Origin of the sequence: Pseudomonas sp. WS 5532 (genome assembly GCF_012985445.1) — a bacterium.
Classification (GTDB): domain Bacteria; phylum Pseudomonadota; class Gammaproteobacteria; order Pseudomonadales; family Pseudomonadaceae; genus Aquipseudomonas; species Aquipseudomonas edaphica.
Genome location: NZ_JAAQWK010000002.1, coordinates 615,466 through 638,109, shown reverse-complemented (window position 1 = coordinate 638,109; position 22,644 = coordinate 615,466). Strand labels below are relative to the sequence as shown.

Here is a 22,644-nt window from a genome sequence, read left to right as displayed (position 1 = left end):
ATGAATGCAGCAACCCACCATTGGCAGCCTGTTCGCAGGCATCGGAGGCTTTGATGTCGGATTTGAAAACGCTGGATACCGCACCGCCTGGCAAGTCGAGCTCAACCCCATCAACCGGGCTGTGCTTGCCGATCGATTTCCCCATGCACGCCAATTTGAAGACGTGCGCGAATGCGGCGCTCACAACTTGTCTGCCGTCGATGTCATCACCGCCGGGTTCCCCTGCCAGGACATCAGCATCGCCGGATGCCGAGAAACCAATCGCGCCACCCGAGGCCTGCAAGGCGAGCGCAGCGGATTGTTTTGGGAAGTCATACGAATCCTCAAAGAAACACAACCTCGCTGGGTGGTCCTTGAGAACGTCGTTAACCTGCTCGCTGTCAACGATAGCCGCGACTTTGAGACTGTCATCCGGGCCCTTGCGGACTGCGGGTATGTGGGATTTTGGCGAGTGCTTAATGCTCAATATTTCGGAGTCCCCCAGCAACGTCGTCGCGTATTCCTGGTCGCCGGTTATCGACGCATGCCCCCCATCCAGCTCCTGGCTGACGCCGCGCCAGTGGACGCAATATCTCCAGCGTCTCAATCGCAGCACTGGCCACGGCCCGCGGATGCCTGGGCTGCCAATACTTTATTGGCAAACAAAGCCGGGTCTCAGATCGCTATGGGCTGTACCACTCTCGTCGCTCATCCGCACGGATGGGATCAGATGGTTGAGCGGCAGCGAGAGGCTGAAAATGATGGGCTTTGCCTCGGACTGGATGCGGCCAACCTTGCGGAGGCTTTAGGTGCCGGAAATGCCGTTGTTACGCAGGTGGCGGAGTGGGTTGGGCGGGGGTTGATGGGGGGTACAGGTTAAATTCGACGAAAAAAAACGCCCCAGCAAAGGCTGAGGCGTTGTTTGCAGCACTATTTAGGAAACGTCGTCTAAACAATCTCGAATAAAACGGTACACGCTGTGAGCGCGAAACACGTTCAATACGAGAGCCCATAGAAGCTGCCAAAATCGGGGCATGAAGCCTCCAAGTTTGTACTTGCCTCAATGCGCTTACCGGAACACGTGCATTTTAGGGAATTGTTGAAGACTCCCAACGAGGCAAGGTATTTTCAGGCCCTAGCTTGATGCGCTTCCGGCACGGTTCCTACACCGTGTGCGAGGGGCCCTCATAGGATAAATCCTTATGATGGCCCGGATGTTAACCGCCGAAGCACGGTCTAAAAAGGACTAAGAGCATTTTTTGAAGTTTATTTTTGCATTGGCGAAATAGCCATTGACAAGCGCGAACAAATAATATTCAAAGTTTACCGAAAACGGTAATATTTACGGCTTTTTCGGCGTAAATACGCTGATTTCACGGCACTTTCCGGCAAACGACAACACTCGTAAACAGAATGGATTTATCGTTTTGGAATGCCGAATACGTTCGGTGGCATTCATATGCGGTTTGCCCAAGCCGCTTTCGTTCGTCGTTTGCATTCGATTTAACGAATATCGTAGTGGCGCCGTTATTTACTCTCTTATAGACTCAGCCCCGTTGAAGACTCCCAGCGAGAAGGCGAAATCGGACCTACCGAATTCGCGACGAAAAAACCGCCCTCCTAAGGCGGTTTTTTTTTGCCGAATTTTAGCCGCTAAATTTGCACAGTTTTTTCGATCAGCTCTCGAACCCCAATTGGGGTAGCCAAACACCTTATTGATGGGCGGCAAAGATTTCGCATGCAGAATCTTTCAGCAGCCTTGCTTTAAAGCAGTTTTGTAAGGCGCTGGCACGATAGCAAACGTTGAGCCCTACGCTCACCAGTTTCGCGGACGCGAAACTGGCAAAAGTACCAAGGTGGAAATTTAGCAAATCACGAAGCGTCACGCCGACTCACAATTAGATGCTAAATCCTAACAAATCGTGAACCTTAGGCGAATTTCGAAGAAGTTATCTACCGCCAGGTTAGAGTTTATCGCTGTCGCTTACGGGCATCATGCCAAGCGCCATCATCCTTCCATGTAGACAATCAGCCTAACGACCTAAGTTTCGCAGGATTCACCCCGTCAGCATGCCGGATGCCCCACCTAAGGTAGCCGCTTCGTTGACAAAGATTGCAACGTCCCGGTGCTCCAGAACCTTGACTTCATCCCTGGCCAAACGGTTGAGCCAAACGCTCAAGCGGATGGTGCAAGACGGGATCTGATGAGCGATGGCATTTGCGTGATCAAATAGCACTCGCTCCAGGTCCTCGGACTCAAGTAACTGCCGCTCAGGCTTCATGGCCGCAGCAATCCTGGCAGTTAGTTTTGCGACACGCGGAGATTTGTGCCGAAGCTCGCCAAGGCGAGCTATATAGGTAGGGGTTGAAGGCATGGCCATACGAAAACTCCAAAAATCTGTGAGAACGACGGTAACGAGCTGCATTGCCCACTTATGCCTACACGGGAGAACGGAAGCAACATTTTGTTGACGAGTGGACAGGTTGACAGGTTGACACGCGCGTCAACCGAGGCGTACGCTTTGGTCACTTGCTCAAATACGAGCAACGAAAGGAGAACCTATGAACACCGCAACGATTGAGAGATCCCAAAGCGCCGTCAAGTCACTTGACGAAGCTAAAGCCTCGCTCGTGCAAAAATTCATAGCCCGGATGAACAAAGTATCCGAATCCGAGGTTATCAATGCTGCGAATCTCGATGACGACAAGGCTTTAGCTGTCATTATTAAAAAGACAAGCAAAAGCAGTGAGAAGCCGTTAAGCATCAAAGCTCGTAATGAAATTGCCTTCGCTCAGATGAAGTCGAAAGCATTTGAGGCGGTTAAATCGTCGTACGATCTTCTAGATGCGGGCGATGCATGCCAGATACTTGGAATATCAAAGCAGGCGTTGAGCAAGAAAACTAAATCAGGACAACTCATTGCTTACACCAATAATCGACGCAAGTATTACCCTGACTTTCAGTTCGAGAACAATAAAGCTACCACTTCAATAACCAAGCTGCTTAAGGCGCTGGAGATTGACCCAGAAGATGAGCCAAAGGTAAATCTTCTGATTGTTTTTCTGGCCAACACTATGGATTATTCCAATCCTGGCGAGCCCGAAAACGTGCAGCCTCGCTACAAGCTTCTGGACATCGACCCTGCATTCCAGATAATTGTGCGAGACTTCAAGAACCGTTTGGAAATGGGCAAGTAAAGCTGAGCTTCCCGTAAGGAAGCTCAACTCTTCACTCTACGATCACGTCTAAATCCGCTAAGAATTCAATCGCTGTCTGACCGTTCGCAAGCTCGACCTCTGTCAAAGGTTTGGAGCTTACTGGTACTAACTGTTTTTTTCTCCCCTCAAACAACACGACGTTGCAACCGTCATTTGAGGCTGCAGGGAATACCGTGGAGGTATAGAGGAAACCATCGATTTCCTTGCTATACCTCATGCATGCGGCACTTACAGTCTGGGTAAGTAAATACCCTTCACTACCCTGACCCTTCGCCTCGACAAGATGCCTGAGCTTGTGGCCCCCTACATATGCGCTCATCCTCGCAACGTCTACCAAGCGGAGATCCCTATCCGCAGCTAGCTCGTGCACCGACAGCCCCTGAATCTCTGACATCAAGACAGGCGAGCCTGGCCCCTCACCGCCATGCTGAAGCGTCTCAGCAATAGCAACTGCACTGTTGGCAGCCACATAACAAACCCCGATCTCCTTATTCAAATCCCCATATCTACTATCAGAGTTTTTGTTGTAGAAGACAGGATCCTTATGCCGGGTTGGTTGAACGCGAAAAAACGGTGTTCCCTTCTTAAAATCGACAATTACTTCCGGATGTTTCAGAAGCGCCGATTGAATTTTCTGCTCAACATCTTGACTTTGTTTCTTTTCCTCGTCTACCAAACCGCGCACTCCTATAAAAATCAAACAACTTGCTCATGAGCTAATCCCATTTGCGTTTTAAATGCCCGTCGACATCCGACGGGCGCCAGTGCAAGCACCTGCTTGCCAGAGAATTACAACCGACTTCTGATAAAAACACCACTATTTTTTAAACTTTTTTGACAGGACACCAGGGCACCGTAACTACGTAGTTACGTAGTTACGTAGTTACGTAGTTACGTAGTTACGTAGTTACGTAGTTACGTAGTTAAAACGTTAAAGCGTTAAAGCGTTAAAGCGTTAAAGCGTTAAAGCGTTAAAGCGTTAAAGCGTTAAAACGTTAAAACGTTAAAACGTTAAAACGTTAAAACGTTAATTCGTTACGGCGCTAATCTGCTAATCCGCAGGATTGCCTGGCATAAGCTGCATCGAACTTCTTCAGCTGGATAGAACTCATACGATATCGACCTGGGGAGCCACATCTCCCCAGCTCTGAATTTATTCCACCCGACACCACCAAGACTGGGCGTAAGCACAGCCTTCCACATACTCAATACCGCTCAACACAAAACCGTTTGGCGCCATTCCTGCCAGCGTTGCGTCTAGTAGTTGAGGTAACGGTGACGGCTCCAATGGCCAGCCTGAACTCACGGTTGCAACATTTGCACTACGCCCAAGCTCAGTAGATACCTCAGATGCTACTCGCACATCTCCTCGAATGGCCTTGTAATTCCGCCTTTCGATCGGACTCAAAGCAATGCCCTTGCGGCGCATCGGGGTTATCAACATATGCATCAGCTTCAACCTCCTTGCCATTCATCCAGCAGCGCTTCAACGGCGTAAGCCAGGGCACCATCAGCTTGTTCAAGAAGATCACTGAGATCATCACTATCAATTATTCGAGCTCTGTGTAGCGCGTGCGCACCAGTTATCAAAGCCTTGTGATGAGTAGCAGGATGCTTAAGCAGTTCCTGCTGATCCGCCAGTAGCGCCTGCCAAGCATCCCTGGACGAACTAGCCGATGCGCTTTCTTCAATATCATTCATGAGCAACCAAACCCGAGCCTAAATACTGTACATAAAAACAGTACATCAGGACCTAGGTCCCAGGCCGTACAACCCGATGAAATGCTCAACGAACATAGCGATGAAAAATCAGCACAAAAGAAAAATGAGGCGAAGAAAGCACTTTTCCCCCTCCCGCCGACGCACTCCGTATGATTTTTTTATGCAAACTCTCACGCTGTGATTTGCGCGCTCCAGGGCACATTTGCCGTGGCCCGTCGGCGCAGTTGGCCAATTTCAGAATGTGAAATGTCGGGAAAGTTTAGGAGAATTAGAACGCTGAAAGCTCAGAAGGCACGACACCAGAGCAACAAGGGGAATACCGCGTATCACACGGCCTCCGATGACAAGACGCGATTTTTTAACCGTCTTAGGACGACGCACGGAGGCTACTCCAATGGAGAGTAGCTCCGCGCCATCAAACACCGGTGGCCATATCAGTCGAGAGACCAAACCGCCCCACTCTGGAAGCACTCGGCTGAAAGTGTCCAAAAAGTGTCCATTCCAAGTAGATATATTGGTGAACATCGCCCCTCTAATCAGGCCTTATCCACTGTGAACATTGACCGTACCCAGCAAAAACACGCCCATAATGTGGACTCATAATCCTTTGGTCGTAGGTTCGAGTCCTACTGGGCCCACCAAACAAGAAAGCCGCGCATTGCGCGGCTTTTTCGTGTCTGGCATTCGACTCAAACGGCCAGTTCACGCAGCGCTGCCGTCGCCAAAAACCCTGACCGCGATGCATAGCGATGATCCTTCTGCACTCGCTCATCAATGCGGTGCAACAACTGCTCCGGCAAAGAAGCGTTGAACCGCACCGACTTACCCAAGTACGGAGTCAGGTCAAAGTCGACAATCGCCCATACGCCACCGGCGTAATCCGGATTGTCCAGATGAACATCCACCTCTTGGGCCTGAGGAAGCTTTTCTTCGTCGGCGACCAACCCTTCGAGATGCAGCGCCAGCGCTTCCCGAACATTATCCAACGCCTCGGAAAACGAAGCGCCTGCCGAGAAGCAGCCTGGTACGTCCGGAACGGTCACGCTGTAGTCCGAGTCGGCGTCTTTGTGTACTACCACTGGGAATTTCATTGGTCATCCTCTGAACGAACTCCACCGAGCCCATCCAATTCCTCAGTCAAGCTCTACAGTTGAGGCCTGCTGATTTAAAAATACTGTGCAAGGTGCCCTTGGCAATCTCTGACTTGGGATGAGGCACGGTTACACGTCCTCGCTTCTCAGGGTGTTTGAACTGGTGATGGCTGCCCTTTACCGCCACCTCAAACCATCCATCCTCAACCAAAAGCTCGATCACCTCTCTGCTTCTCATCGCCCACCCTTCAGTGTGTATATTACACACCACCGAGCAGCGGCGCGTTTTTTTGTACACACAAGACACACCTATGAAAAAGTCTTCTCAGCCTTCAAGCAGACCTGTGTGATGAGATGATGGCGACGTATTAGCCCTTTTAACCAGCGAACTTCTGTCAGTTTTTGTGCCCACTCCCAATCACACTCATCGCAGCACCGTTCACCTCCTTGCCAACACAAGCCTGTAATATATCCGCGCACTGCCCCTACACACCGGAGCCCCACCCTTGCCCGCCCTCGACGAAATCGATCGCCAACTGATCGCCGCCTTGCAGATTAACGCCCGCGAAAGCGTGGCCATGCTTGCCCGGCAGTTGGGCATTGCGCGCACCACGGTGACCTCGCGCCTGGCGCGCCTGGAGAAAACCCAGGTGATCACCGGTTATGGCGTGCGCCTCGGGCAGCGTGTGGTCGACGGGGGTTTGCAGGCGTATGTCGGCATCACCGTTCAAGCGCGCTCGGGCAAGGAAGTGCTGCGCCGGTTGAGCGCCATGGCGCAGGTGCAGCAATTGTGTGCGGTGAGTGGCGAGTTTGATTACGTGGCCTGGCTGCGCACTGATTCGCCGGAACAGCTGGACCAGTTGCTGGACCAGATCGGCAGCGTCGAGGGCGTGGAAAAAACCACCACGTCGATCATCCTCAGTAACAAATTGGACCGTGGTCAGCCAGTTTGACCAGCCACTTCGTCATTCTGACTAAAAACAATTCAATCCGACGACACATTGCGTCTTAATAACGAACGCTACGCTCCCTAAACTGGCTGCCATCTTTTCCTATACTCAACGGGCCGAATCCCGCCGAGTCGTCAGTAAGGTCAGCCATGAGCATTCCGTCCAGCACCATCAGCAAGACCAATCGCCATCCCGCCGACGGTAAAAAACCTATCACCATCTTTGGCCCGGATTTTCCGTTTGCCTTTGATGACTGGATCGAACACCCGGCTGGCCTGGGCAGTATTCCCGCGGCCAACCATGGCGCGGAAGTGGCGATTGTGGGAGCCGGGATCGCAGGGCTGGTGGCGGCTTACGAGCTGATGAAGCTGGGCCTCAAGCCGGTGGTATACGAGGCCTCGAAGATGGGCGGGCGTTTGCGCTCCCAGGCCTTTGAAGGCGCCGAAGGCATCATCGCCGAGCTGGGCGGCATGCGTTTTCCGGTGTCGTCCACCGCGTTCTACCACTATGTGGACAAGCTGGGCCTGGAGACCAAACCTTTTCCTAACCCGCTGACACCGGCTTCCGGCAGCACCGTGGTCGACCTCGAAGGCCAGACCCACTACGCACAAAAACTCTCGGACCTGCCGGTGCTGTTCCAGGAAGTTGCCGATGCCTGGGCGGATGCGCTGGAGGCCGGCTCGCAGTTCGGTGATATCCAGCAAGCCATTCGCGACCGTGACGTACCGCGCCTCAAGGCGCTGTGGAACAAGCTGGTACCGCTGTGGGACGACCGCACCTTCTATGACTTCGTCGCCACGTCCAAGGCGTTCGCCAAACTGTCGTTCGCGCACCGTGAAGTGTTTGGCCAGGTGGGTTTCGGCACTGGCGGCTGGGACTCGGATTTCCCCAACTCGATGCTGGAAATCTTCCGCGTGGTGATGACCAACTGCGACGATCACCAACACCTGGTGGTTGGCGGCGTAGCGCAAGTGCCCATGGGCATATGGCGCCATGTGCCGGAGCGTTGCGCCCATTGGCCCGCCGGCACCAGCCTCAGCTCGCTGCATCGCGGCGCGCCACGGGCGGGGGTAAAACGCATTGCCCACGCTGCCGATGGCCGCTTTGCGGTCACCGACAACTACGGTGACACCCGCGAATACGCCGCCGTGTTGACCACCTGTCAAAGCTGGCTGCTGACCACCCAGATCGAATGCGACGAAACCCTGTTTTCGCAAAAAATGTGGATGGCGCTGGACCGCACGCGCTACATGCAGTCGTCGAAAACCTTCGTGATGGTCGACCGCCCGTTCTGGAAAGACAAGGACCCGGAGACCGGCCGCGACCTGATGAGCATGACCCTCACCGATCGCCTTACCCGTGGCACCTATCTGTTCGACAACGGTGACGACAAGCCAGGCGTGATTTGCCTGTCGTATTCGTGGATGAGCGACGCGCTGAAAATGCTCCCGCAGCCCATCGACAAGCGGGTGAAACTGGCCCTCGACGCGCTGAAAAAGATCTACCCGAAAGTCGATATCAAGGCGCGCATCATCGGCGACCCGATCACCGTGTCCTGGGAAGCCGACCCGCATTTCCTCGGCGCCTTCAAAGGCGCGTTGCCCGGCCACTATCGCTACAACCAGCGCATGTATGCGCACTTTATGCAGAAGGACATGCCCGCCGAACAGCGTGGGATCTTTATCGCCGGTGACGACGTATCCTGGACGCCTGCGTGGGTCGAGGGCGCGGTGCAAACCTCGCTGAATGCGGTGTGGGGCATCATGACCCACTTCGGCGGCAGCACTCACCCCGAAAACCCGGGCCCAGGTGATGTCTTTGACGAAATCGGCCCGATCGCCCTGGCCGATTAAGGAGTTAAGCATGCGTGTCGCCCTGTACCAATGCCCACCGCTGCCGCTGGATGTGGCCGGCAACCTCAAGCGCCTGCATCAATTGGCGCATGAGGCGACCGGTGCCGACGTGCTGGTGCTGCCGGAGATGTTCCTCAGCGGCTACAACATCGGTGCCGAAGCGGTGGGCGCGCTGGCCGAAGCCCAGGATGGGCCGTCGGCTCAGGCGATTGCCGAGCTGGCCAAAAGCGCCGGACTGGCCATTCTCTACGGTTACCCGGAGCGGGCTGAGGACGGGCAGATCTACAACGCCGTGCAGTTGATCGATGCCCACGGCCAGCGCCTGTGCAACTACCGCAAGACTCATCTGTTTGGCGACCTGGACCACTCGATGTTCAGCGCCGGGGAAGATGATTTCCCGCTGGTGGAGCTTAACGGCTGGAAGCTCGGGTTTTTGATTTGCTACGACCTGGAGTTCCCGGAAAACACCCGCCGCCTGGCCCTGGCCGGCGCCGAGGTGATCCTGGTGCCGACGGCCAATATGGTGCCGTTCGACTTTGTTGCCGACGTGACCGTGCGGGCGCGGGCCTTTGAAAACCAGTGCTATGTGGCCTACGCCAACTACTGCGGGCACGAAGGCGAGATTCAGTACTGCGGGCAAAGCAGTATTGCTGCGCCCAATGGCCAGCGAATCGCCCAGGCGGGGCTGGATGAATCGTTGATCGTCGGTACGCTGGATCGCCAGTCGATCCTGGATGCCCGCGCGGCCAATCATTACCTGCAAGACCGTCGCCCGGAACTGTACGGCGCGCTGCACAAGCCCTGAGCCAGACGGTTTGTTAGCATAGGCACATTCTACGTTTCGGAAGTGCCCATGCCTGCGCCGGCCCACCCTCATCACCTTGACTTGACCCTGGCCAACGGCCTGCGGGTTTCCTTGCGCCATGCGCCACGCTTGAAGCGTTGCGCCGCGATGTTGCGCGTGGCCGCCGGCAGCCATGACGTGCCACTCGCGTGGCCGGGCTTGGCGCATTTTCTTGAGCATTTGCTGTTTCTCGGCACTGCGCGTTTTCCCACAAGCGAAGGCTTGATGGCCTACGTGCAGCGCCAGGGTGGGCAGGTCAACGCCAGCACCCGCGAGCGCACCACGGACTTTTTCTTTGAATTGCCGGTGCCAACCTTTGCCGATGGGCTGGAGCGGCTGGCGGATATGCTCACCCATCCGCGCCTGACGATTGAAGACCAACTGCGTGAGCGCGAAGTGCTGCAAGCGGAGTTTGTGGCCTGGTCCCAGGATGCCAAGGCGCAGCAGCAGGTTGCGCTGCTGGAAGGCTTGGCGGCGGACCATCCGCTGCGCGGTTTTCATGCCGGTAATCGGGATAGCCTGCCGGTTGAGCGTGAGGCGTTTCAGCAGGCATTGAAGGAATTCCATACCAGGTTCTATCAGAGCGGGCAGATGACGTTACACCTTGCCGGCCCGCAACCATTGGAAGAACTGCAAGCGTTGGCCCAGCGTTTCAGCGACGAATTGGCCACTGGCCCTCAGCACCCACAGGCTGCGCCGCCTGCGCTGATGCTCGGCCACGCCCAGGGCTTTCAATACATCGACGATAACCACCTGCACCATGTCATCACCTGTGACGCGCCTCGCCAAGCCCTGGCGTTTCTCTGCACCTGGCTCAATGCTACGGCGCCGGGTGGTTTACTGGCTGAGCTGAAAGCGCGAAAACTGGCCAATGCCATACAGGCGACCGTGCTTTATGCGTTTGCCGGGCAAGCCGTATTGGATATCGACTTTACCCTCGATACTCAAGACGATTCGGCTACGCAAATCGAAGCGTTGCTGCACGACTGGCTGAGCTTTTTCGCACACAGCGATTGGACACCTTTACGCGAAGAGTTCGCCTTGCTGAACGCTCGCCAGCAACAGACCCAAAGTGCCTTGGCATGGGTGCGAAACGAAAGTGAAGACCTGTCGGAACAGGGCGTCGTCGCACTCAAAAAACTGCTGGATTCACTGCACCTCAAACCGGCCAGACAGGCTTGGCAGTTGCCGCCGAACAACCCATTCCTGCTTCCGCCGGCCAAAGAACAACGCGCCGGGCTGATCCGTGGCCAGACCAGCGCCCATCGTGGTTTGCGCACCTTCGCGCAAGACCGCTCCCGGGGCCGTCGTGAGGTGTCGGCGCTGACATTCAGCCAGGCATTGGCGGATGACACCGATGAAGGCGCGCTGTATCTGCAATGGCAGTTTGATAACGCCGCGCCCGTGGGGTTGGAAAATACATTACAGCCATTGCGCGAGAATGCCCGGCAGGCCGGAGTTGAGTTGTCTTTCGAAACGATCGGCAATGATTTCCTGGTGAAAATGGTCGGTCTTCATCAGCCCATGCCGGCTGTTCTGGACGTATTGGCACAAAGCTTAAGCCTGCCACAAGACGCCGCACCCGCCGCGACACCAATGATCGCCATCCGAGAGTTGCTCAAGGCGCTGCCCGTTTGCTGCACCGACACTCACTCCGGGCCAGCTTCATGGGCGACGGCTCGATGGCATGGGCTCGGCTTTGGATTACCGGCCGCTTGTGAAGCCGCGATCAAAATCGCCGCAGCGCGGCTGCCTGGGCAGGCGGCAAGCATTGAACACACACCGCCAACCCTCGACGGCCGGAAGCTCTGGCACACGATAAAAACAGACTCCAATGAAGCCGCTTTACTGCTGTTTTGCCCAGCACCGACGCCAGCCTTGACCGACGAAGCCGCCTGGCGACTGCTTGGGCATCTGCTGCACGGGCCGTTTTACCAGCGCCTGCGGGCTGATCTGCAAATCGGCTACGCGGTCTTCAGCGGCATCCGACAGGTCAACGGGCAAACCGGGCTGCTGTTTGGTGTGCAGTCCCCCAGCGTTTCACTGAGCGGGATCATTGATCACCTGCAGACCTTTCTGAAGCAATTACCGTCGTTAATCGACAGCAGCCCATACCTGGGCAACCAGACCCTGGCGCAGCAATTCAGTGCCCAGCAACTGCCGCTCAACCAAGCCGCCGAACTGCTGTGGCAGGCTTACTTGGCGGGCCATCCGTCGGGTTACCTGGACCTGCTACAACAGTTGATACAAAACCGCACACGCGAGGATCTGCAGCGCGCCGCCCAGCAACTCAACGATGCCTCAGGCGGCTGGCGCTGTGTGGCCAACGGCCCGCGCATCAACGACGCCTGGCAACCGGCAGGCTGATCATTGCCAACCCTGCAACAGGCTTTTTCCGTCAAGACAGCGCTAACTTGAAAAGAATTGCGTAATATTCATACGCAATATCTGAACATCTCCAATAGGAGGTGGACTATATGTATTACTTGGTAGTGAACGTCCCATCCCTTGGTAGGAGTATGAATATGACCTGGTCCAAACCCGCTTACACTGATCTGCGTATCGGTTTCGAAGTCACCATGTACTTCGCCAGCCGTTGATTGGCTGAGTAATACAACGCCTCGGTTCGCCCGGGGCGTTTTTGTTTTGAGCTTTGCATGATGGAGCAATCATGTTTGTCCAGATTCTAGGTTCCGCCGCCGGCGGTGGCTTCCCGCAGTGGAACTGCAACTGCGTGAACTGCGCAGGCTTTCGCGACGGCAGCCTGCGCGCCCAGGCGCGTACCCAGTCGTCCATCGCGATCTCCGACGATGGCGTGAACTGGGTGCTGTGCAATGCTTCGCCGGATATCCGTGCGCAACTGCAAGGCTTTGCGCCAATGCAACCCGGCCGCGCGCTGCGCGACACCGGCATCAGCGCGATCATCCTGATGGACAGCCAGATCGATCACACCACCGGCCTGTTGAGCTTGCGCGAAGGTTGCCCGCATCAGGTGTGGTGCACCGACATGGTCCATGAAGACCTCAGCACCGGTTTCCCGCTGTTCACCATGTTGACCCACTGGAACGGCGGCCTGGCTTGGAACCGTATCGAGCTGGACGCCAGCTTCACGATCCCGGCCTGCCCGAATTTGCGCTTCACCCCGCTGCCACTACGCAGCGCTGCACCGCCCTACTCGCCGCACCGCTTCGACCCGCACCCAGGCGACAACATCGGCCTGATCGTCGAAGACCTGCGCACCGGCGGCAAGCTGTTCTATGCGCCGGGCCTGGGCAAAGTCGACGCGCCGCTGCTGGAAATCATGGCGGGCAGCGACTGCCTGCTGGTGGACGGCACGATGTGGGACGACGATGAAATGCAGCGCCGCGGCGTCGGCACCCGCACCGGCCGCGAGATGGGCCACCTGGCGCAGAACGGCCCTGGCGGCATGCTCGAAGTACTGGAGCAGCTACCCAAGCAGCGCAAGGTGCTTATCCACATCAACAACACCAACCCGATCCTCGACGAAGACTCCCCCGAGCGCGCCGAGCTGGTGCGGCGCAATGTCGAAGTGGCTTACGACGGCATGAGCATTGAATTGTAGGAGCAGACGAAGTGACTGACACACCGTTGACCACCGCCGAATTCGAAGCAGCCCTGCGGGCCAAGGGCGCGTTCTACCATATCCATCACCCGTATCACGTGGCGATGTATGAAGGCCGCGCCACCCGCGAGCAGATTCAGGGCTGGGTCGCCAACCGTTTCTACTATCAGGTGAACATCCCGCTCAAAGACGCCGCGATCCTGGCCAACTGCCCGGACCGCGAGATCCGCCGTGAGTGGATCCAGCGTCTGCTCGACCACGACGGCGCGCCCGGTGAAGACGGCGGTATTGAAGCCTGGCTGCGCCTGGGCCAGGCCGTCGGCCTCGACCCCGACCAGTTGCGCTCCCAGGAGCTGGTACTGCCCGGCGTACGGTTTGCGGTGGATGCCTACGTCAACTTTGCCCGCCGCGCCAGCTGGCAGGAAGCTGCCAGCAGCTCGCTGACCGAACTGTTTGCGCCGCAGATCCACCAGTCGCGCCTCGACAGCTGGCCGCAGCACTATCCGTGGATCGACCCGGCCGGTTATGAGTATTTCCGCACCCGCCTCGGCCAGGCCCGTCGCGACGTAGAGCATGGTTTGGCGATCACGCTGCAGCACTACACCACTCGCGAAGGCCAGGAACGCATGCTGGAAATCCTGCAGTTCAAACTCGACATTCTGTGGAGCATGCTGGATGCCATGAGCATGGCCTACGAACTCAAACGCCCGCCGTATCACAGCGTGACCGAGCAGCGGGTCTGGCATAAAGGGATCACCCTATGAGCTTTGATCGCAGCAAAACACCAACCTGGCGCCAGGGCTATCGTTTCCAGTACGAGCCCGCGCAAAAAGGCCACGTGTTGCTCTACCCCGAAGGCATGATCAAGCTCAACGACAGCGCCGCCTTGATCGGCGGGCTGATCGACGGCGAGCGCGACGTGGCCGCCATCATCGCCGAGCTGGATAAACAATTCCCCGGCGTGCCTGAACTCGGTAAAGACATTGAGGATTTCATGGAGGTCGCCCGTGCTGAGCACTGGATCGAACTTGCCTGAAAAGCCACCGATCGGCCTGCCACTGTGGCTGCTCGCCGAGCTGACTTATCGCTGCCCGTTGCAGTGCCCGTATTGCTCCAACCCGCTGGATTTTGCCGAGCAGGGTAAAGAGCTGAGCACTGAGCAGTGGATCAAGGTGTTTCGCGAAGCGCGGGAAATGGGCGCCGCGCAACTGGGGTTTTCCGGCGGTGAACCGCTGGTGCGCCAGGACCTTGCCGAACTGATCGCCGAGGCGCGCAAGCTGGGTTTCTACACTAACCTGATCACCTCGGGCATCGGTCTCACCGAGCAGAAGATCAGCGACTTCAAGAAGGCGGGCCTGGACCACATCCAGATCAGCTTCCAGGCCAGCGATGAACAGGTGAACAACCTGCTCGCCGGCTCGAAAAAAGCCTTCGCGCAAAAGCTGGAAATGGCCCGCGCGGTGAAGGCCCACGGCTATCCGATGGTGCTGAATTTCGTTACCCATCGGCACAATATCGACAAGATCGACCGCATTATCGAGCTGTGCATCGCACTGGAGGCAGATTTCGTCGAGCTTGCCACCTGCCAGTTCTACGGCTGGGCGCAACTCAACCGTGTGGGCTTGCTGCCGACCCAGGAACAACTGGTACGCGCCGAACGCATCACCAACGAATACCGCGCCAAGCTCGAAGCCGAAGGCCACCCGTGCAAGCTGATATTCGTGACACCGGATTACTACGAGGAACGCCCGAAAGCCTGCATGAACGGCTGGGGCAGCATCTTTCTGACAGTGACGCCGGACGGCACCGCCCTGCCTTGCCACGGCGCCCGACAGATGCCGGTGCAATTTCCCAATGTGCGCGACCACAGCATGCAGCACATCTGGTACGACTCGTTTGGCTTCAACCGCTTTCGCGGCTACGACTGGATGCCCGAGCCGTGCCGTTCATGCGATGAAAAGGAAAAGGACTTCGGCGGCTGCCGTTGCCAGGCGTTCATGCTCACGGGCGATGCGAGCAATGCCGACCCGGTGTGCAGCAAGTCCGAGCAGCACGGCATCATCCTCAAGGCGCGGGAAGAAGCCGAGCATGCCACCCAGACCATCGAGCAGTTGGCCTTTCGCAACGAGCGCAATTCACGGCTCATCGCAAAAGGCTGACGGCCTCAGCGCTTGGCGATGATGTACACCGCGTGGATGATACCGGGGAAGTAACCGCACAGGGTCAGCAGGATGTTCAGCCAGAACGCGCCGCCGAAACCCACTTGCAGGAACACACCCAATGGCGGCAGCAGGATAGCGATGATGATACGAATGATGTCCATGGGTAAGCTCCAAAAAATCGGCTCGTGTGAGCCGTGTAGCTAATCGACCTTGGGCGTTCGTGAGGGTTCAGTGGGATCTGGCATTGGGCCATCTTCAGGCCAGAATCTCCAGGCCGTGTTTCTGTACGATGCTCAGTAACTTGAGCGCCATGCCGCTGGGTTGTTTTTCGCCGGACTCCCACTTTTTCACGGTGGAGGCGCTGGTGTTGAGGTAGCGAGCGAAAACGGGCTGACTGACATGACTGCTTTCACGCAGCTGCTTGATCTGCTCGGCCGGAATTTGTTCAGGGACGGCCGATAAGCACGCTTCGTCATATTCTCGGAGGGTGGTTTTGCTGATTGCTCCAATTGAATGAAGTGCTACGGCAGATTTATGAATCGACTCCAGCGCTTCACTTTCATATTTTTTGATCATGATGAATCTCCACAAACTCCCTTAAATCCAGTAATTGCTGGACTTGTGTGTCGTTTAAGCTTTCATAAGTTTTTGCCATCGCCCGAAACCAAATCAAATCTTTTTGACTGATAAAGCCATTGTTTTCACGGATGCTCAATCAACGTTTTCAATCCAAAAATTTCACGAACAAAAAAACGCCCCCAGCCAAAAGAATCAGGCTGGAGGCGCCGCGTATGCCGCGAGACGGTTCAGGAATAAGAGGTTAAACGGCGATGCCCTTGCGACATTGCAGTTGGGCGGTGCGCACGCGGGAGAACGCGCGCGCCAGGCGCAGGAGCATTTCGTCGATGTGGCTTTTGCTGATGTTCAAGGCTGGAGTAAAACGCAAACAGTCGGGTTTCGGCGTGGTCAGGAGCAAGTGTTCGTGCAATGCAGCCTTTACCACCGCATCCGCAGAATCATCTGACAGCGTCAGGCCCCACAGGAGTCCGTTGCCGCGTAGTTGCCCATGGCCGTATCGATAGGCCAGCCGGGCAAGGCCTTCTCCCAGGTACAGGCCGGATTCGCGTACCTGTTCAAGAAAACCGCTTTCCAGCACGGTGTCGAGTACGGCAACACCGGCAGACGCCATCAATGCATTGCCGTGATGCGTACCCTCCAGTTCCCCCGCTTCGAAACAACAAGCCTTGCCGCGCGCCAGCAACGCCGCCAACGGCACACCGCCGCCCAAGCCTTTGCCGAGGGTGATGATGTCGGCACGCACGCCGTACTGTTGTTCAGCCAGCAGGCTGCCGCAACGGCCAATGCCGGTTTGCACTTCATCGAGGATCAGCAGGATCCCCAGTTCGCGGCACAGGCGCTCGACGCCCTTCAAATAGTGCTCGGTAGCAGGAATAACGCCAGCTTCACTCTGGATCGGCTCTAACATGATGGCAACTGTTTGGGCATCGACGGCTGCATGCAGCGCCGGCAAATCGTTGAAGGGCACATGGCTGAAGCCCGATAGTTGCGGCTCAAAACGGTTGCCGCCAGCATTAGCCGAGGCTGCCAATGCCGCAAAGCTTCGACCATGACAACCGCTGCTGGCGCTGATGATGTGATAGGCACCACCGCGATACAGCTGGCCCCATTTACGCGCCAGTTTGATCGCGGCTTCACAGGCTTCCGAGCCGCTGTTGAGCAGGTAACCCTGGTCGCTGCCGGTGTGATCGCACAGCCGATCGACGAGGTTCAGTTGGGCGCGGTTGTGCAGGCCGTTGCCAGGGTTGATCAGCATATGAGTCTGATCGGCCAGGGCTTTGATCAATACCTGCGGGCTATGACCGAGGCTGTTGGCGGCGCTGCCCTGGCTGAAATCCAGATAGGCGCGCTCGTCGCTGTCCCAGAGCCAGGAGCCCTGGCCACGCACAAACACCTGCGCGGGCCTTGCCACAGTCGGCATCAGGGATTTACTGAAGCCGTCATGGCGCGCGTTCACGATCAAATCGTCCAGGCTCGGCGCAGGGCGACGAAACAGATTCACAGCTCACCCCCAATAGCAACCGGGCCTTGGTCGACGCCCCGTACAAACACACCCTTGAGGTTTTTTGCCTTGCCTATGTAAATGCTATCAACATAAACGCTGTTCATTGCCCGATCCGGCCCTGTAAGCCCTGCGAATAGGCGCTAGACTAGGCGTCCGAGGGGCCATCGGCCATTTCGATTTTCCAGCTTTTTCGATAAGTAAGTCTTATGGATTTCAAGCAACTGCGTTATTTCGTCGCGGTGTATGAGGAAGGCCACGTGGGCCGTGCCGCCGAGCGTTTGTCGATCTCGCAACCGGCCTTGTCGCAACAGATTCGCCAGCTGGAGCAGAACCTGGATGTCAGCCTGTTCGAGCGCAGCAGCAAGCGCCTGTTGCCGACACTGGCGGCACACACCTTGTACAACCACGCCTTGCCGCTGATCGACGGCATGCAGCAAGCCGTCGAGGCCTTGCGCAACTTCAAGGGCCAGGCGATGCGCACCTTGGCCATTGGCGTGCTGCAAACCGTGCACACCAGCCTGGTCCCGCAGATGCTCGAGCGCGTGCGCAAAGCCCAACCGCATCTGGTGGTGCAGATCTATGAGTTGACCGGGATTGAAATTGAGCGGCGTTTGCTCAACGGTTCGCTGGATATCGGCATCAGCTACTTGCCTCCCCGTCAGCCGGGGTTAACCGGCGTGTTGCTGTACGAAGATGAACTGAAGGTCGTCATCCCCGAAGACCACCCATTGCGGGAATTCAAGAAAGTCTCGCTGAAACAGGCGGCGGAGTTGCCGATGCTGCTGTTGGGGGAAGAGTTTCAGGTGCGCCAGATCTGGCAAGGCCAGTTATCCAATTTAGGACGACGGCCACAAGTGCAGGCGGAGTTGAATACGATGGCAGGGATTCTCGATAGCCTGCCTCATACCCAGCTCGCCACCGTATTGCCGGGGCGCTCCCAGGATGAACACAACAGCAAGGCACTGCTGTGGAAGCCCTTGAGTGAACCCAGGGTGCCGCTGAAAGTGGGGTTGGTGTGCCGCGATGTGCAGCGCCAACAAGCGACGGTGGCGTTATTGCGCACCCTGCTCGAAGACGTAATGAATGCCCCACAGGCAGGCGCCTGACTTTTTCGCGGGCAAAAGAAAACCCCGCCGAAGCGGGGCTTTGCAGACTGTTTCCCTGACATCCATTTCACTCCGCCATCCTGGCAGAATCCTACGTGTCCGTGTTGTTGCTTTGCGCTTCCTGCGCGACGTCCATGTGAAGTAGATTATCCGTGGATCCAATTTGGCGATAGAGGACGAATAGCAGCACGTCATGTAAGAGAATGCTTACACGCCCTCCAAGCCCTTAGAACAGTGCTTCATCCAGCAAAAACAATGATTCACTACCGGCTTTTACCGACGCACTCAGTGAATGAATGCGCGGCAGCAGGCGGGCAAAGTAGAAGCGCGCGGTACCCAGCTTGCTGGCGTAGAAGTCTTCCTCAGCCTCTTTGCCCAGCGCGGCCTTGGCCATGCGCGCCCACATATAGGCATAGGCCATGTAGCCAAAGGCGTGCAGGTACTCAACCGAAGCCGCGCCGATTTCATTCGGGTTGGTCTTGGCGCGGTCCAGCACCCAGGCGGTCAACTCATCCAGGTTATCCACGGCAGCGCTGAGCGGTTGGGTGAACTCGCTCAACTCGGCGCCTGAAGCCGCGATGAACTGGCGGATCTCGTCAGCGAACAAGGTGTAGAACGCCCCGCCACTGCCAACGATCTTGCGCCCCATCAAGTCCAGCGCTTGAATGCCGTTGGTGCCTTCGTAGATCTGCGTGATGCGCACATCCCGCACCAACTGCTCCTGGCCCCACTCGCGGATGTAGCCGTGGCCGCCAAAGATCTGCTGGCCGAGCACGGTGGTTTCCAGGCCAAGGTCGCTGAGGAAGGCCTTGGCAACAGGTGTCAGCAGCGCCACCAGGTTGTCTGCACGTTCGCGAGCGGCGGCATCTTCACTGAACTTGGCGATGTCCAATTGCGTGGCCACATAGGTGGAGAACGCACGACCGCCTTCGTTCGAGGCTTTCATGGTCAGCAACATGCGGCGCACATCCGGGTGCACGATGATCGGGTCGGCCACTTTGTCCTTGGCCTGGGCGCCGGTCGGCGAGCGGCTTTGCAGACGGTCGCGCGCGTATTCAATCGCGTTTTGATAAGAGCGCTCACCCGACGCCAGGCCCTGGATACCCACACCCAAACGCTCGTAGTTCATCATGGTGAACATCGCCGCCAACCCACGGTTCGGCTCGCCCACCAGGTAACCCACGGCTGCATCGAAGTTCATCACGCAGGTCGCGGATGCCTGGATGCCCATCTTGTGTTCGATGGAGCCGCAACTCACCGGGTTGCGCGCGCCCAGGCTGCCGTCGGCATTGACCATGAACTTCGGCACCAGAAACAGCGAAATGCCCTTTGGCCCGGCCGGTGCATCCGGCAGTTTGGCCAGCACCAGGTGGATGATGTTGTCGGTGAGGTCATGCTCGCCGCCGGTGATAAAGATCTTGGTGCCACTGATGGTGTAGGACCCGTCCGCCTGAGGCTCAGCCTTGGTGCGGATAATGCCCAGGTCAGTCCCGGCGTGCGCTTCCGTCAGGCACATGGAACCTGCCCACTCACCCGAATACATTTTCGGCAGGTAGGTAGCCTTGAGCGCTTCGCTGGCGTGGGTGTTGATGGAGACGCAGGCGCCGGAGGTCAGCATCGGGTAAAGGCCAAACGCCAGGCTCGATGAGTTGATCATCTCTTCAACTTGCGCCGAGACGGCCTTGGGCATGCCCATGCCGCCGAAGATCGGGTCGCCGCCGACGCCCACCCAGCCACCTTCGGCGTAGGTCTTATAAGCCTGTGGGAAACCATCCGGCGTGCTGACGGCAGTGTCCGCCCAACGGCAACCTTGCTCGTCGCCATTACGGCTGAGCGGCGCGATGGATTTGGCCGTGACCTTGCCGGCTTCTTCAAGGATTGCCTCAACGGTTTCGGCATCTACGGTGTCTGCCAATGCCGGCAATTGGGCCCAGGTGTTGGCGACCTCAAAAACTTCGTTGAGGACGAAGCGCATATCACGCAGCGGCGCTTTGTAATCAGCCATGGCAAACCTCGTGAGAACAGGAAAAGTGATTCGATAGGATCGGTTTTACAGGCTTCGAGTGTAACCGAACAACATTTGAGACACATAGGGTCCGTTAGTGACCATTAGGTATTTAATGGTCACATCACGAATCCAATATGGACTTCTGTGGGAGCTGGCTTGCCTGCGATGCGGGCACCTCGGTTGATCAGTTACACCGAGTTGATGCCATCGCAGGCAAGCCAGCCCCACATTTTGACCGCAGTGAATCAATCGCACCTAAAGCGCAAACAACTGCGCAGGCAAGCTCATCAAGCACTCACTGCCCGCCTCCACAGCGGCGCGGTGCGTTGCAGTACGCGGCAACAAGCGCTTGAAGTAGAAATCGCAGGTGGCCAATTTGGCTTGGGCGAACGCTGCGTCGTCATGCGATTGGGCCGCAATGGCCATGCGCAACCACAGGTACGCCAGAATGATGTAACCGCTGTACATCAAGTAATCCACCGCCGCCGCGCCCACTTCATCCGGGTTTTTCATGGCAGCCATGCCGACCTTCATCGTCAGCTCGCCCCATTGCTGGTTCAGTTGGTTGAGCTGCTCAACCTGGGCCTTGAGCTGCGGGTGCTCGGCATTCGCTGCGCAGAACTTATGCACAAGTTTGGTAAACCCGCGCAGCAACTTGCCCTGGCTGCCCAGTACCTTACGGCCCAGCAAGTCGAGCGCCTGAATGCCATTGGTGCCTTCATAGATCGGCGCAATCCGCGCATCACGCGCCAGTTGCTCCATGCCCCATTCGCGAATGTAGCCATGGCCACCGAACACCTGCATACCGTGGTTGGTCACCTCCAGCCCGGTTTCGGTCATAAAGGCTTTGCAGATAGGTGTGAGGAACGCCAACAGATCTTCGGCCTCCTGGCGTTGGGCGGCGTCACTGCTCAAGTGCGCGGTGTCGAGCAGTTGCGCGGTGAAGTAGGTCAGCGCCCGATTGCCTTCATTGAAGGCCTTCATGGTCAGCAACATGCGCCGCACGTCGGCGTGCACGATGATCGGGTCAGCGGCTTTATCCGGGGCCTTGGCGCCGGTCAGCGAGCGCATTTGCAGGCGGTCGTTGGCGTATTTGATCGCGCCCTGGAAACTCGCCTCACCATTGCACAAACCCTGCATGCCAGTGCCCAGGCGCGCGTGGTTCATCATGGTGAACATGCAATTGAGGCCTTTGTTCGCCTCGCCAATCAAAAAGCCCTTGGCACCGTCGAAGTTCAGCACGCAGGTGGCCGAGGCCTTGATGCCCATCTTGTGCTCGATGGAACCACAGTGCACCGCGTTGCGCTCGCCTGAATCGGCATGGAACTTGGGCACGATAAACAACGAGATACCTTTGGTGCCCGCCGGGGCGTCCGGCAGTTTGGCCAGCACCAAGTGAATGATATTGGCACTCATGTCGTGCTCGCCGGCCGAGATAAAGATCTTGCTGCCGGTGACCGCGTAACTGCCGTCCGCCTGGGGCACGGCGCGGGTCTTGATCAGGCCCAGGTCGGTGCCACAGTGGGCTTCGGTGAGGCACATGGTGCCGGTCCATTCGCCGGCGGTGAGTTTGGTCAGGTAGGTGGCTTTCTGCTCCTCGGTGCCGTGGGCGTGGATCGCCGACATTGCACCGTGGGTGAGACCCGGGTACATGCCCCAGGAGGTGTTGCTGGAGCCGATCATTTCGCTGAGCACCAGGCCCAGGGACAGCGGCAAGCCCTGGCCACCGTAGACCGGGTCCGCCGCCACGCCATGCCAGCCGCCTTCCACGTAGTGGGCGAAAGCTTCCTTGAAGCCCTTGGGCGTGGTGACCACGCCATTGTCGAAGTGGCAGCCTTCTTCATCGCCACTGCGATTGAGCGGCGACAGCACGTTTTCGCAGAATTTGGCGCCTTCTTCGAGAATCGCGCTGACCATATCCGGGCTCGCGTCGGTGGCGCCCAAGGCGGCGTAGTGGCCGTGAAAATCAAACACGTTGTCGATCAGAAAGCGCATGTCGCGCAGGGGAGCTTTGTACTCAGGCATGGCAATGTCTCCGGCAGCA

At 57.2% G+C, this 22,644-nt stretch carries 24 protein-coding genes; 12 read left to right on the top strand and 12 right to left on the bottom strand.

Annotation, left to right across the window (positions count from 1 at the left end; all coding sequences use genetic code 11):
* The first annotated feature begins 4 nt into the window (after positions 1–4).
* The gene (locus tag HBO23_RS06550; RefSeq protein WP_170036910.1) at positions 5–859 is read left to right on the top strand and encodes a DNA cytosine methyltransferase; all 855 of its coding nucleotides are present in this window, start codon (positions 5–7) and stop codon (positions 857–859) included.
* A gap of 1,177 nt (positions 860–2,036) precedes the next feature.
* Here HBO23_RS06550 and HBO23_RS06545 read toward each other — a convergent pair.
* The gene (locus HBO23_RS06545; protein WP_170036908.1) at positions 2,037–2,360 is read right to left on the bottom strand and encodes a hypothetical protein; all 324 of its coding nucleotides are present in this window, start codon (positions 2,358–2,360) and stop codon (positions 2,037–2,039) included.
* 181 nt (positions 2,361–2,541) lie between these two features.
* Here HBO23_RS06545 and HBO23_RS06540 point away from each other — a divergent pair, with 181 nt between their 5' ends.
* Positions 2,542–3,177 carry a helix-turn-helix domain-containing protein gene (locus HBO23_RS06540; RefSeq protein ID WP_170036905.1) on the top strand — a complete coding sequence of 212 codons (636 nt, stop codon included), beginning with the start codon at positions 2,542–2,544 and terminating at the stop codon, positions 3,175–3,177.
* Between the two features lie 31 nt (positions 3,178–3,208).
* Here the strand turns inward: HBO23_RS06540 and HBO23_RS06535 are convergent, their stop codons facing one another.
* The 5 genes from HBO23_RS06535 to HBO23_RS06520 all read right to left on the bottom strand — a co-directional run bounded on the left by HBO23_RS06535 (position 3,209) and on the right by HBO23_RS06520 (position 6,249).
* Complete coding sequence (locus HBO23_RS06535) at positions 3,209–3,874, bottom strand: RES family NAD+ phosphorylase (RefSeq protein ID WP_170036903.1); 666 nt, start codon at positions 3,872–3,874, stop codon at positions 3,209–3,211.
* Positions 3,875–4,351: 477 nt separating this feature from the next.
* The gene (locus HBO23_RS33765; RefSeq protein WP_225933014.1) at positions 4,352–4,648 is read right to left on the bottom strand and encodes a hypothetical protein; all 297 of its coding nucleotides are present in this window, start codon (positions 4,646–4,648) and stop codon (positions 4,352–4,354) included.
* A gap of 5 nt (positions 4,649–4,653) precedes the next feature.
* Complete coding sequence (locus HBO23_RS06530; protein WP_170036902.1) at positions 4,654–4,899, bottom strand: hypothetical protein; 246 nt, start codon at positions 4,897–4,899, stop codon at positions 4,654–4,656.
* A 710-nt stretch (positions 4,900–5,609) separates the two neighbouring features.
* Positions 5,610–6,011, bottom strand: coding sequence for a type II toxin-antitoxin system HicB family antitoxin (locus HBO23_RS06525; RefSeq protein ID WP_099550415.1), 402 nt, complete (start codon positions 6,009–6,011; stop codon positions 5,610–5,612).
* A gap of 46 nt (positions 6,012–6,057) precedes the next feature.
* A complete protein-coding gene (locus HBO23_RS06520; RefSeq protein WP_170037068.1) occupies positions 6,058–6,249 on the bottom strand; it encodes a type II toxin-antitoxin system HicA family toxin in 192 nt (63 codons plus the stop codon).
* A 268-nt stretch (positions 6,250–6,517) separates the two neighbouring features.
* Between HBO23_RS06520 and HBO23_RS06515 the strand changes: the two genes are divergently transcribed.
* The 9 genes from HBO23_RS06515 (at position 6,518) to pqqE (ending at position 15,400) form a co-directional block, all read left to right on the top strand.
* Positions 6,518–6,964 (top strand): Lrp/AsnC family transcriptional regulator, encoded by a 447-nt coding sequence (locus HBO23_RS06515; protein ID WP_058420501.1) that lies wholly within the window; start codon positions 6,518–6,520, stop codon positions 6,962–6,964.
* 167 nt (positions 6,965–7,131) lie between these two features.
* On the top strand, positions 7,132–8,814 hold the full coding sequence (locus HBO23_RS06510) for an NAD(P)/FAD-dependent oxidoreductase (protein WP_065929487.1): 1,683 nt from the start codon (positions 7,132–7,134) through the stop codon (positions 8,812–8,814).
* A 10-nt stretch (positions 8,815–8,824) separates the two neighbouring features.
* On the top strand, positions 8,825–9,619 hold the full coding sequence (locus tag HBO23_RS06505; protein WP_017138045.1) for a carbon-nitrogen hydrolase family protein: 795 nt from the start codon (positions 8,825–8,827) through the stop codon (positions 9,617–9,619).
* A gap of 48 nt (positions 9,620–9,667) precedes the next feature.
* Positions 9,668–12,025 carry a pyrroloquinoline quinone biosynthesis protein PqqF gene (pqqF, locus tag HBO23_RS06500; RefSeq protein WP_170036901.1) on the top strand — a complete coding sequence of 786 codons (2,358 nt, stop codon included), beginning with the start codon at positions 9,668–9,670 and terminating at the stop codon, positions 12,023–12,025.
* 158 nt (positions 12,026–12,183) lie between these two features.
* Positions 12,184–12,258, top strand: coding sequence for a pyrroloquinoline quinone precursor peptide PqqA (gene pqqA, locus HBO23_RS06495; protein ID WP_003194766.1), 75 nt, complete (start codon positions 12,184–12,186; stop codon positions 12,256–12,258).
* 71 nt (positions 12,259–12,329) lie between these two features.
* Positions 12,330–13,241: a pyrroloquinoline quinone biosynthesis protein PqqB gene (pqqB, locus tag HBO23_RS06490; RefSeq protein WP_010207003.1), complete on the top strand. Its 912-nt coding sequence runs from the start codon at positions 12,330–12,332 to the stop codon at positions 13,239–13,241.
* An 11-nt stretch (positions 13,242–13,252) separates the two neighbouring features.
* Complete coding sequence (gene pqqC, locus HBO23_RS06485) at positions 13,253–14,005, top strand: pyrroloquinoline-quinone synthase PqqC (RefSeq protein ID WP_017138042.1); 753 nt, start codon at positions 13,253–13,255, stop codon at positions 14,003–14,005.
* A complete protein-coding gene (gene pqqD, locus HBO23_RS06480) occupies positions 14,002–14,277 on the top strand; it encodes a pyrroloquinoline quinone biosynthesis peptide chaperone PqqD (RefSeq protein WP_099550412.1) in 276 nt (91 codons plus the stop codon). The genes pqqC and pqqD overlap by 4 nt, the downstream gene beginning before the upstream one ends.
* Positions 14,249–15,400: a pyrroloquinoline quinone biosynthesis protein PqqE gene (pqqE, locus tag HBO23_RS06475; RefSeq protein WP_026013776.1), complete on the top strand. Its 1,152-nt coding sequence runs from the start codon at positions 14,249–14,251 to the stop codon at positions 15,398–15,400. Before pqqD ends, pqqE begins: the two co-directional genes overlap by 29 nt.
* A gap of 5 nt (positions 15,401–15,405) precedes the next feature.
* On the opposite strand, the gene HBO23_RS06470 is transcribed toward pqqE, so the two are convergent.
* The 4 genes from HBO23_RS06470 to HBO23_RS06455 form a co-directional block, all read right to left on the bottom strand.
* Positions 15,406–15,564, bottom strand: coding sequence for a YqaE/Pmp3 family membrane protein (locus HBO23_RS06470; RefSeq protein WP_003194776.1), 159 nt, complete (start codon positions 15,562–15,564; stop codon positions 15,406–15,408).
* Between the two features lie 94 nt (positions 15,565–15,658).
* A complete protein-coding gene (locus HBO23_RS06465; RefSeq protein WP_017138039.1) occupies positions 15,659–15,979 on the bottom strand; it encodes a DNA-binding transcriptional regulator in 321 nt (106 codons plus the stop codon).
* Complete coding sequence (locus HBO23_RS06460) at positions 15,963–16,118, bottom strand: hypothetical protein (RefSeq protein ID WP_157786506.1); 156 nt, start codon at positions 16,116–16,118, stop codon at positions 15,963–15,965. Before HBO23_RS06460 ends, HBO23_RS06465 begins: the two co-directional genes overlap by 17 nt.
* A 105-nt stretch (positions 16,119–16,223) precedes the next feature.
* The gene (locus HBO23_RS06455; protein WP_170036900.1) at positions 16,224–17,483 is read right to left on the bottom strand and encodes an aminotransferase class III-fold pyridoxal phosphate-dependent enzyme; all 1,260 of its coding nucleotides are present in this window, start codon (positions 17,481–17,483) and stop codon (positions 16,224–16,226) included.
* Between the two features lie 209 nt (positions 17,484–17,692).
* Between HBO23_RS06455 and HBO23_RS06450 the strand changes: the two genes are divergently transcribed.
* Positions 17,693–18,592, top strand: a complete 900-nt coding sequence (locus HBO23_RS06450; RefSeq protein WP_017138036.1) for a LysR family transcriptional regulator — start codon at positions 17,693–17,695, stop codon at positions 18,590–18,592.
* A gap of 226 nt (positions 18,593–18,818) precedes the next feature.
* Here the strand turns inward: HBO23_RS06450 and HBO23_RS06445 are convergent, their stop codons facing one another.
* Both HBO23_RS06445 and HBO23_RS06440 read right to left on the bottom strand, forming a co-directional pair.
* The gene (locus tag HBO23_RS06445) at positions 18,819–20,597 is read right to left on the bottom strand and encodes an acyl-CoA dehydrogenase C-terminal domain-containing protein (RefSeq protein WP_169987495.1); all 1,779 of its coding nucleotides are present in this window, start codon (positions 20,595–20,597) and stop codon (positions 18,819–18,821) included.
* 258 nt (positions 20,598–20,855) lie between these two features.
* Positions 20,856–22,625 carry an acyl-CoA dehydrogenase C-terminal domain-containing protein gene (locus HBO23_RS06440; RefSeq protein WP_170036899.1) on the bottom strand — a complete coding sequence of 590 codons (1,770 nt, stop codon included), beginning with the start codon at positions 22,623–22,625 and terminating at the stop codon, positions 20,856–20,858.
* Positions 22,626–22,644: the final 19 nt, after the last annotated feature.

Bases quoted from the DNA above. Each gene is read 5' to 3' on its own strand.
- HBO23_RS06550 (WP_170036910.1), top strand. From the start codon at position 5: ATGCAGCAACCCACCATTGGCAGCCTGTTCGCAGGCATCGGAGGCTTT.
- HBO23_RS06545 (WP_170036908.1), bottom strand. From the start codon at position 2,360: ATGGCCATGCCTTCAACCCCTACCTATATAGCTCGCCTTGGCGAGCTT.
- HBO23_RS06540 (WP_170036905.1), top strand. From the start codon at position 2,542: ATGAACACCGCAACGATTGAGAGATCCCAAAGCGCCGTCAAGTCACTT.
- HBO23_RS33765 (WP_225933014.1), bottom strand. From the start codon at position 4,648: ATGCATATGTTGATAACCCCGATGCGCCGCAAGGGCATTGCTTTGAGT.
- HBO23_RS06530 (WP_170036902.1), bottom strand. From the start codon at position 4,899: ATGAATGATATTGAAGAAAGCGCATCGGCTAGTTCGTCCAGGGATGCT.
- HBO23_RS06525 (WP_099550415.1), bottom strand. From the start codon at position 6,011: ATGAAATTCCCAGTGGTAGTACACAAAGACGCCGACTCGGACTACAGC.
- HBO23_RS06520 (WP_170037068.1), bottom strand. From the start codon at position 6,249: ATGAGAAGCAGAGAGGTGATCGAGCTTTTGGTTGAGGATGGATGGTTT.
- HBO23_RS06505 (WP_017138045.1), top strand. From the start codon at position 8,825: ATGCGTGTCGCCCTGTACCAATGCCCACCGCTGCCGCTGGATGTGGCC.
- pqqF (WP_170036901.1), top strand. From the start codon at position 9,668: ATGCCTGCGCCGGCCCACCCTCATCACCTTGACTTGACCCTGGCCAAC.
- pqqB (WP_010207003.1), top strand. From the start codon at position 12,330: ATGTTTGTCCAGATTCTAGGTTCCGCCGCCGGCGGTGGCTTCCCGCAG.
- pqqD (WP_099550412.1), top strand. From the start codon at position 14,002: ATGAGCTTTGATCGCAGCAAAACACCAACCTGGCGCCAGGGCTATCGT.
- HBO23_RS06470 (WP_003194776.1), bottom strand. From the start codon at position 15,564: ATGGACATCATTCGTATCATCATCGCTATCCTGCTGCCGCCATTGGGT.
- HBO23_RS06465 (WP_017138039.1), bottom strand. From the start codon at position 15,979: ATGATCAAAAAATATGAAAGTGAAGCGCTGGAGTCGATTCATAAATCT.
- HBO23_RS06450 (WP_017138036.1), top strand. From the start codon at position 17,693: ATGGATTTCAAGCAACTGCGTTATTTCGTCGCGGTGTATGAGGAAGGC.
- HBO23_RS06445 (WP_169987495.1), bottom strand. From the start codon at position 20,597: ATGGCTGATTACAAAGCGCCGCTGCGTGATATGCGCTTCGTCCTCAAC.
- HBO23_RS06440 (WP_170036899.1), bottom strand. From the start codon at position 22,625: ATGCCTGAGTACAAAGCTCCCCTGCGCGACATGCGCTTTCTGATCGAC.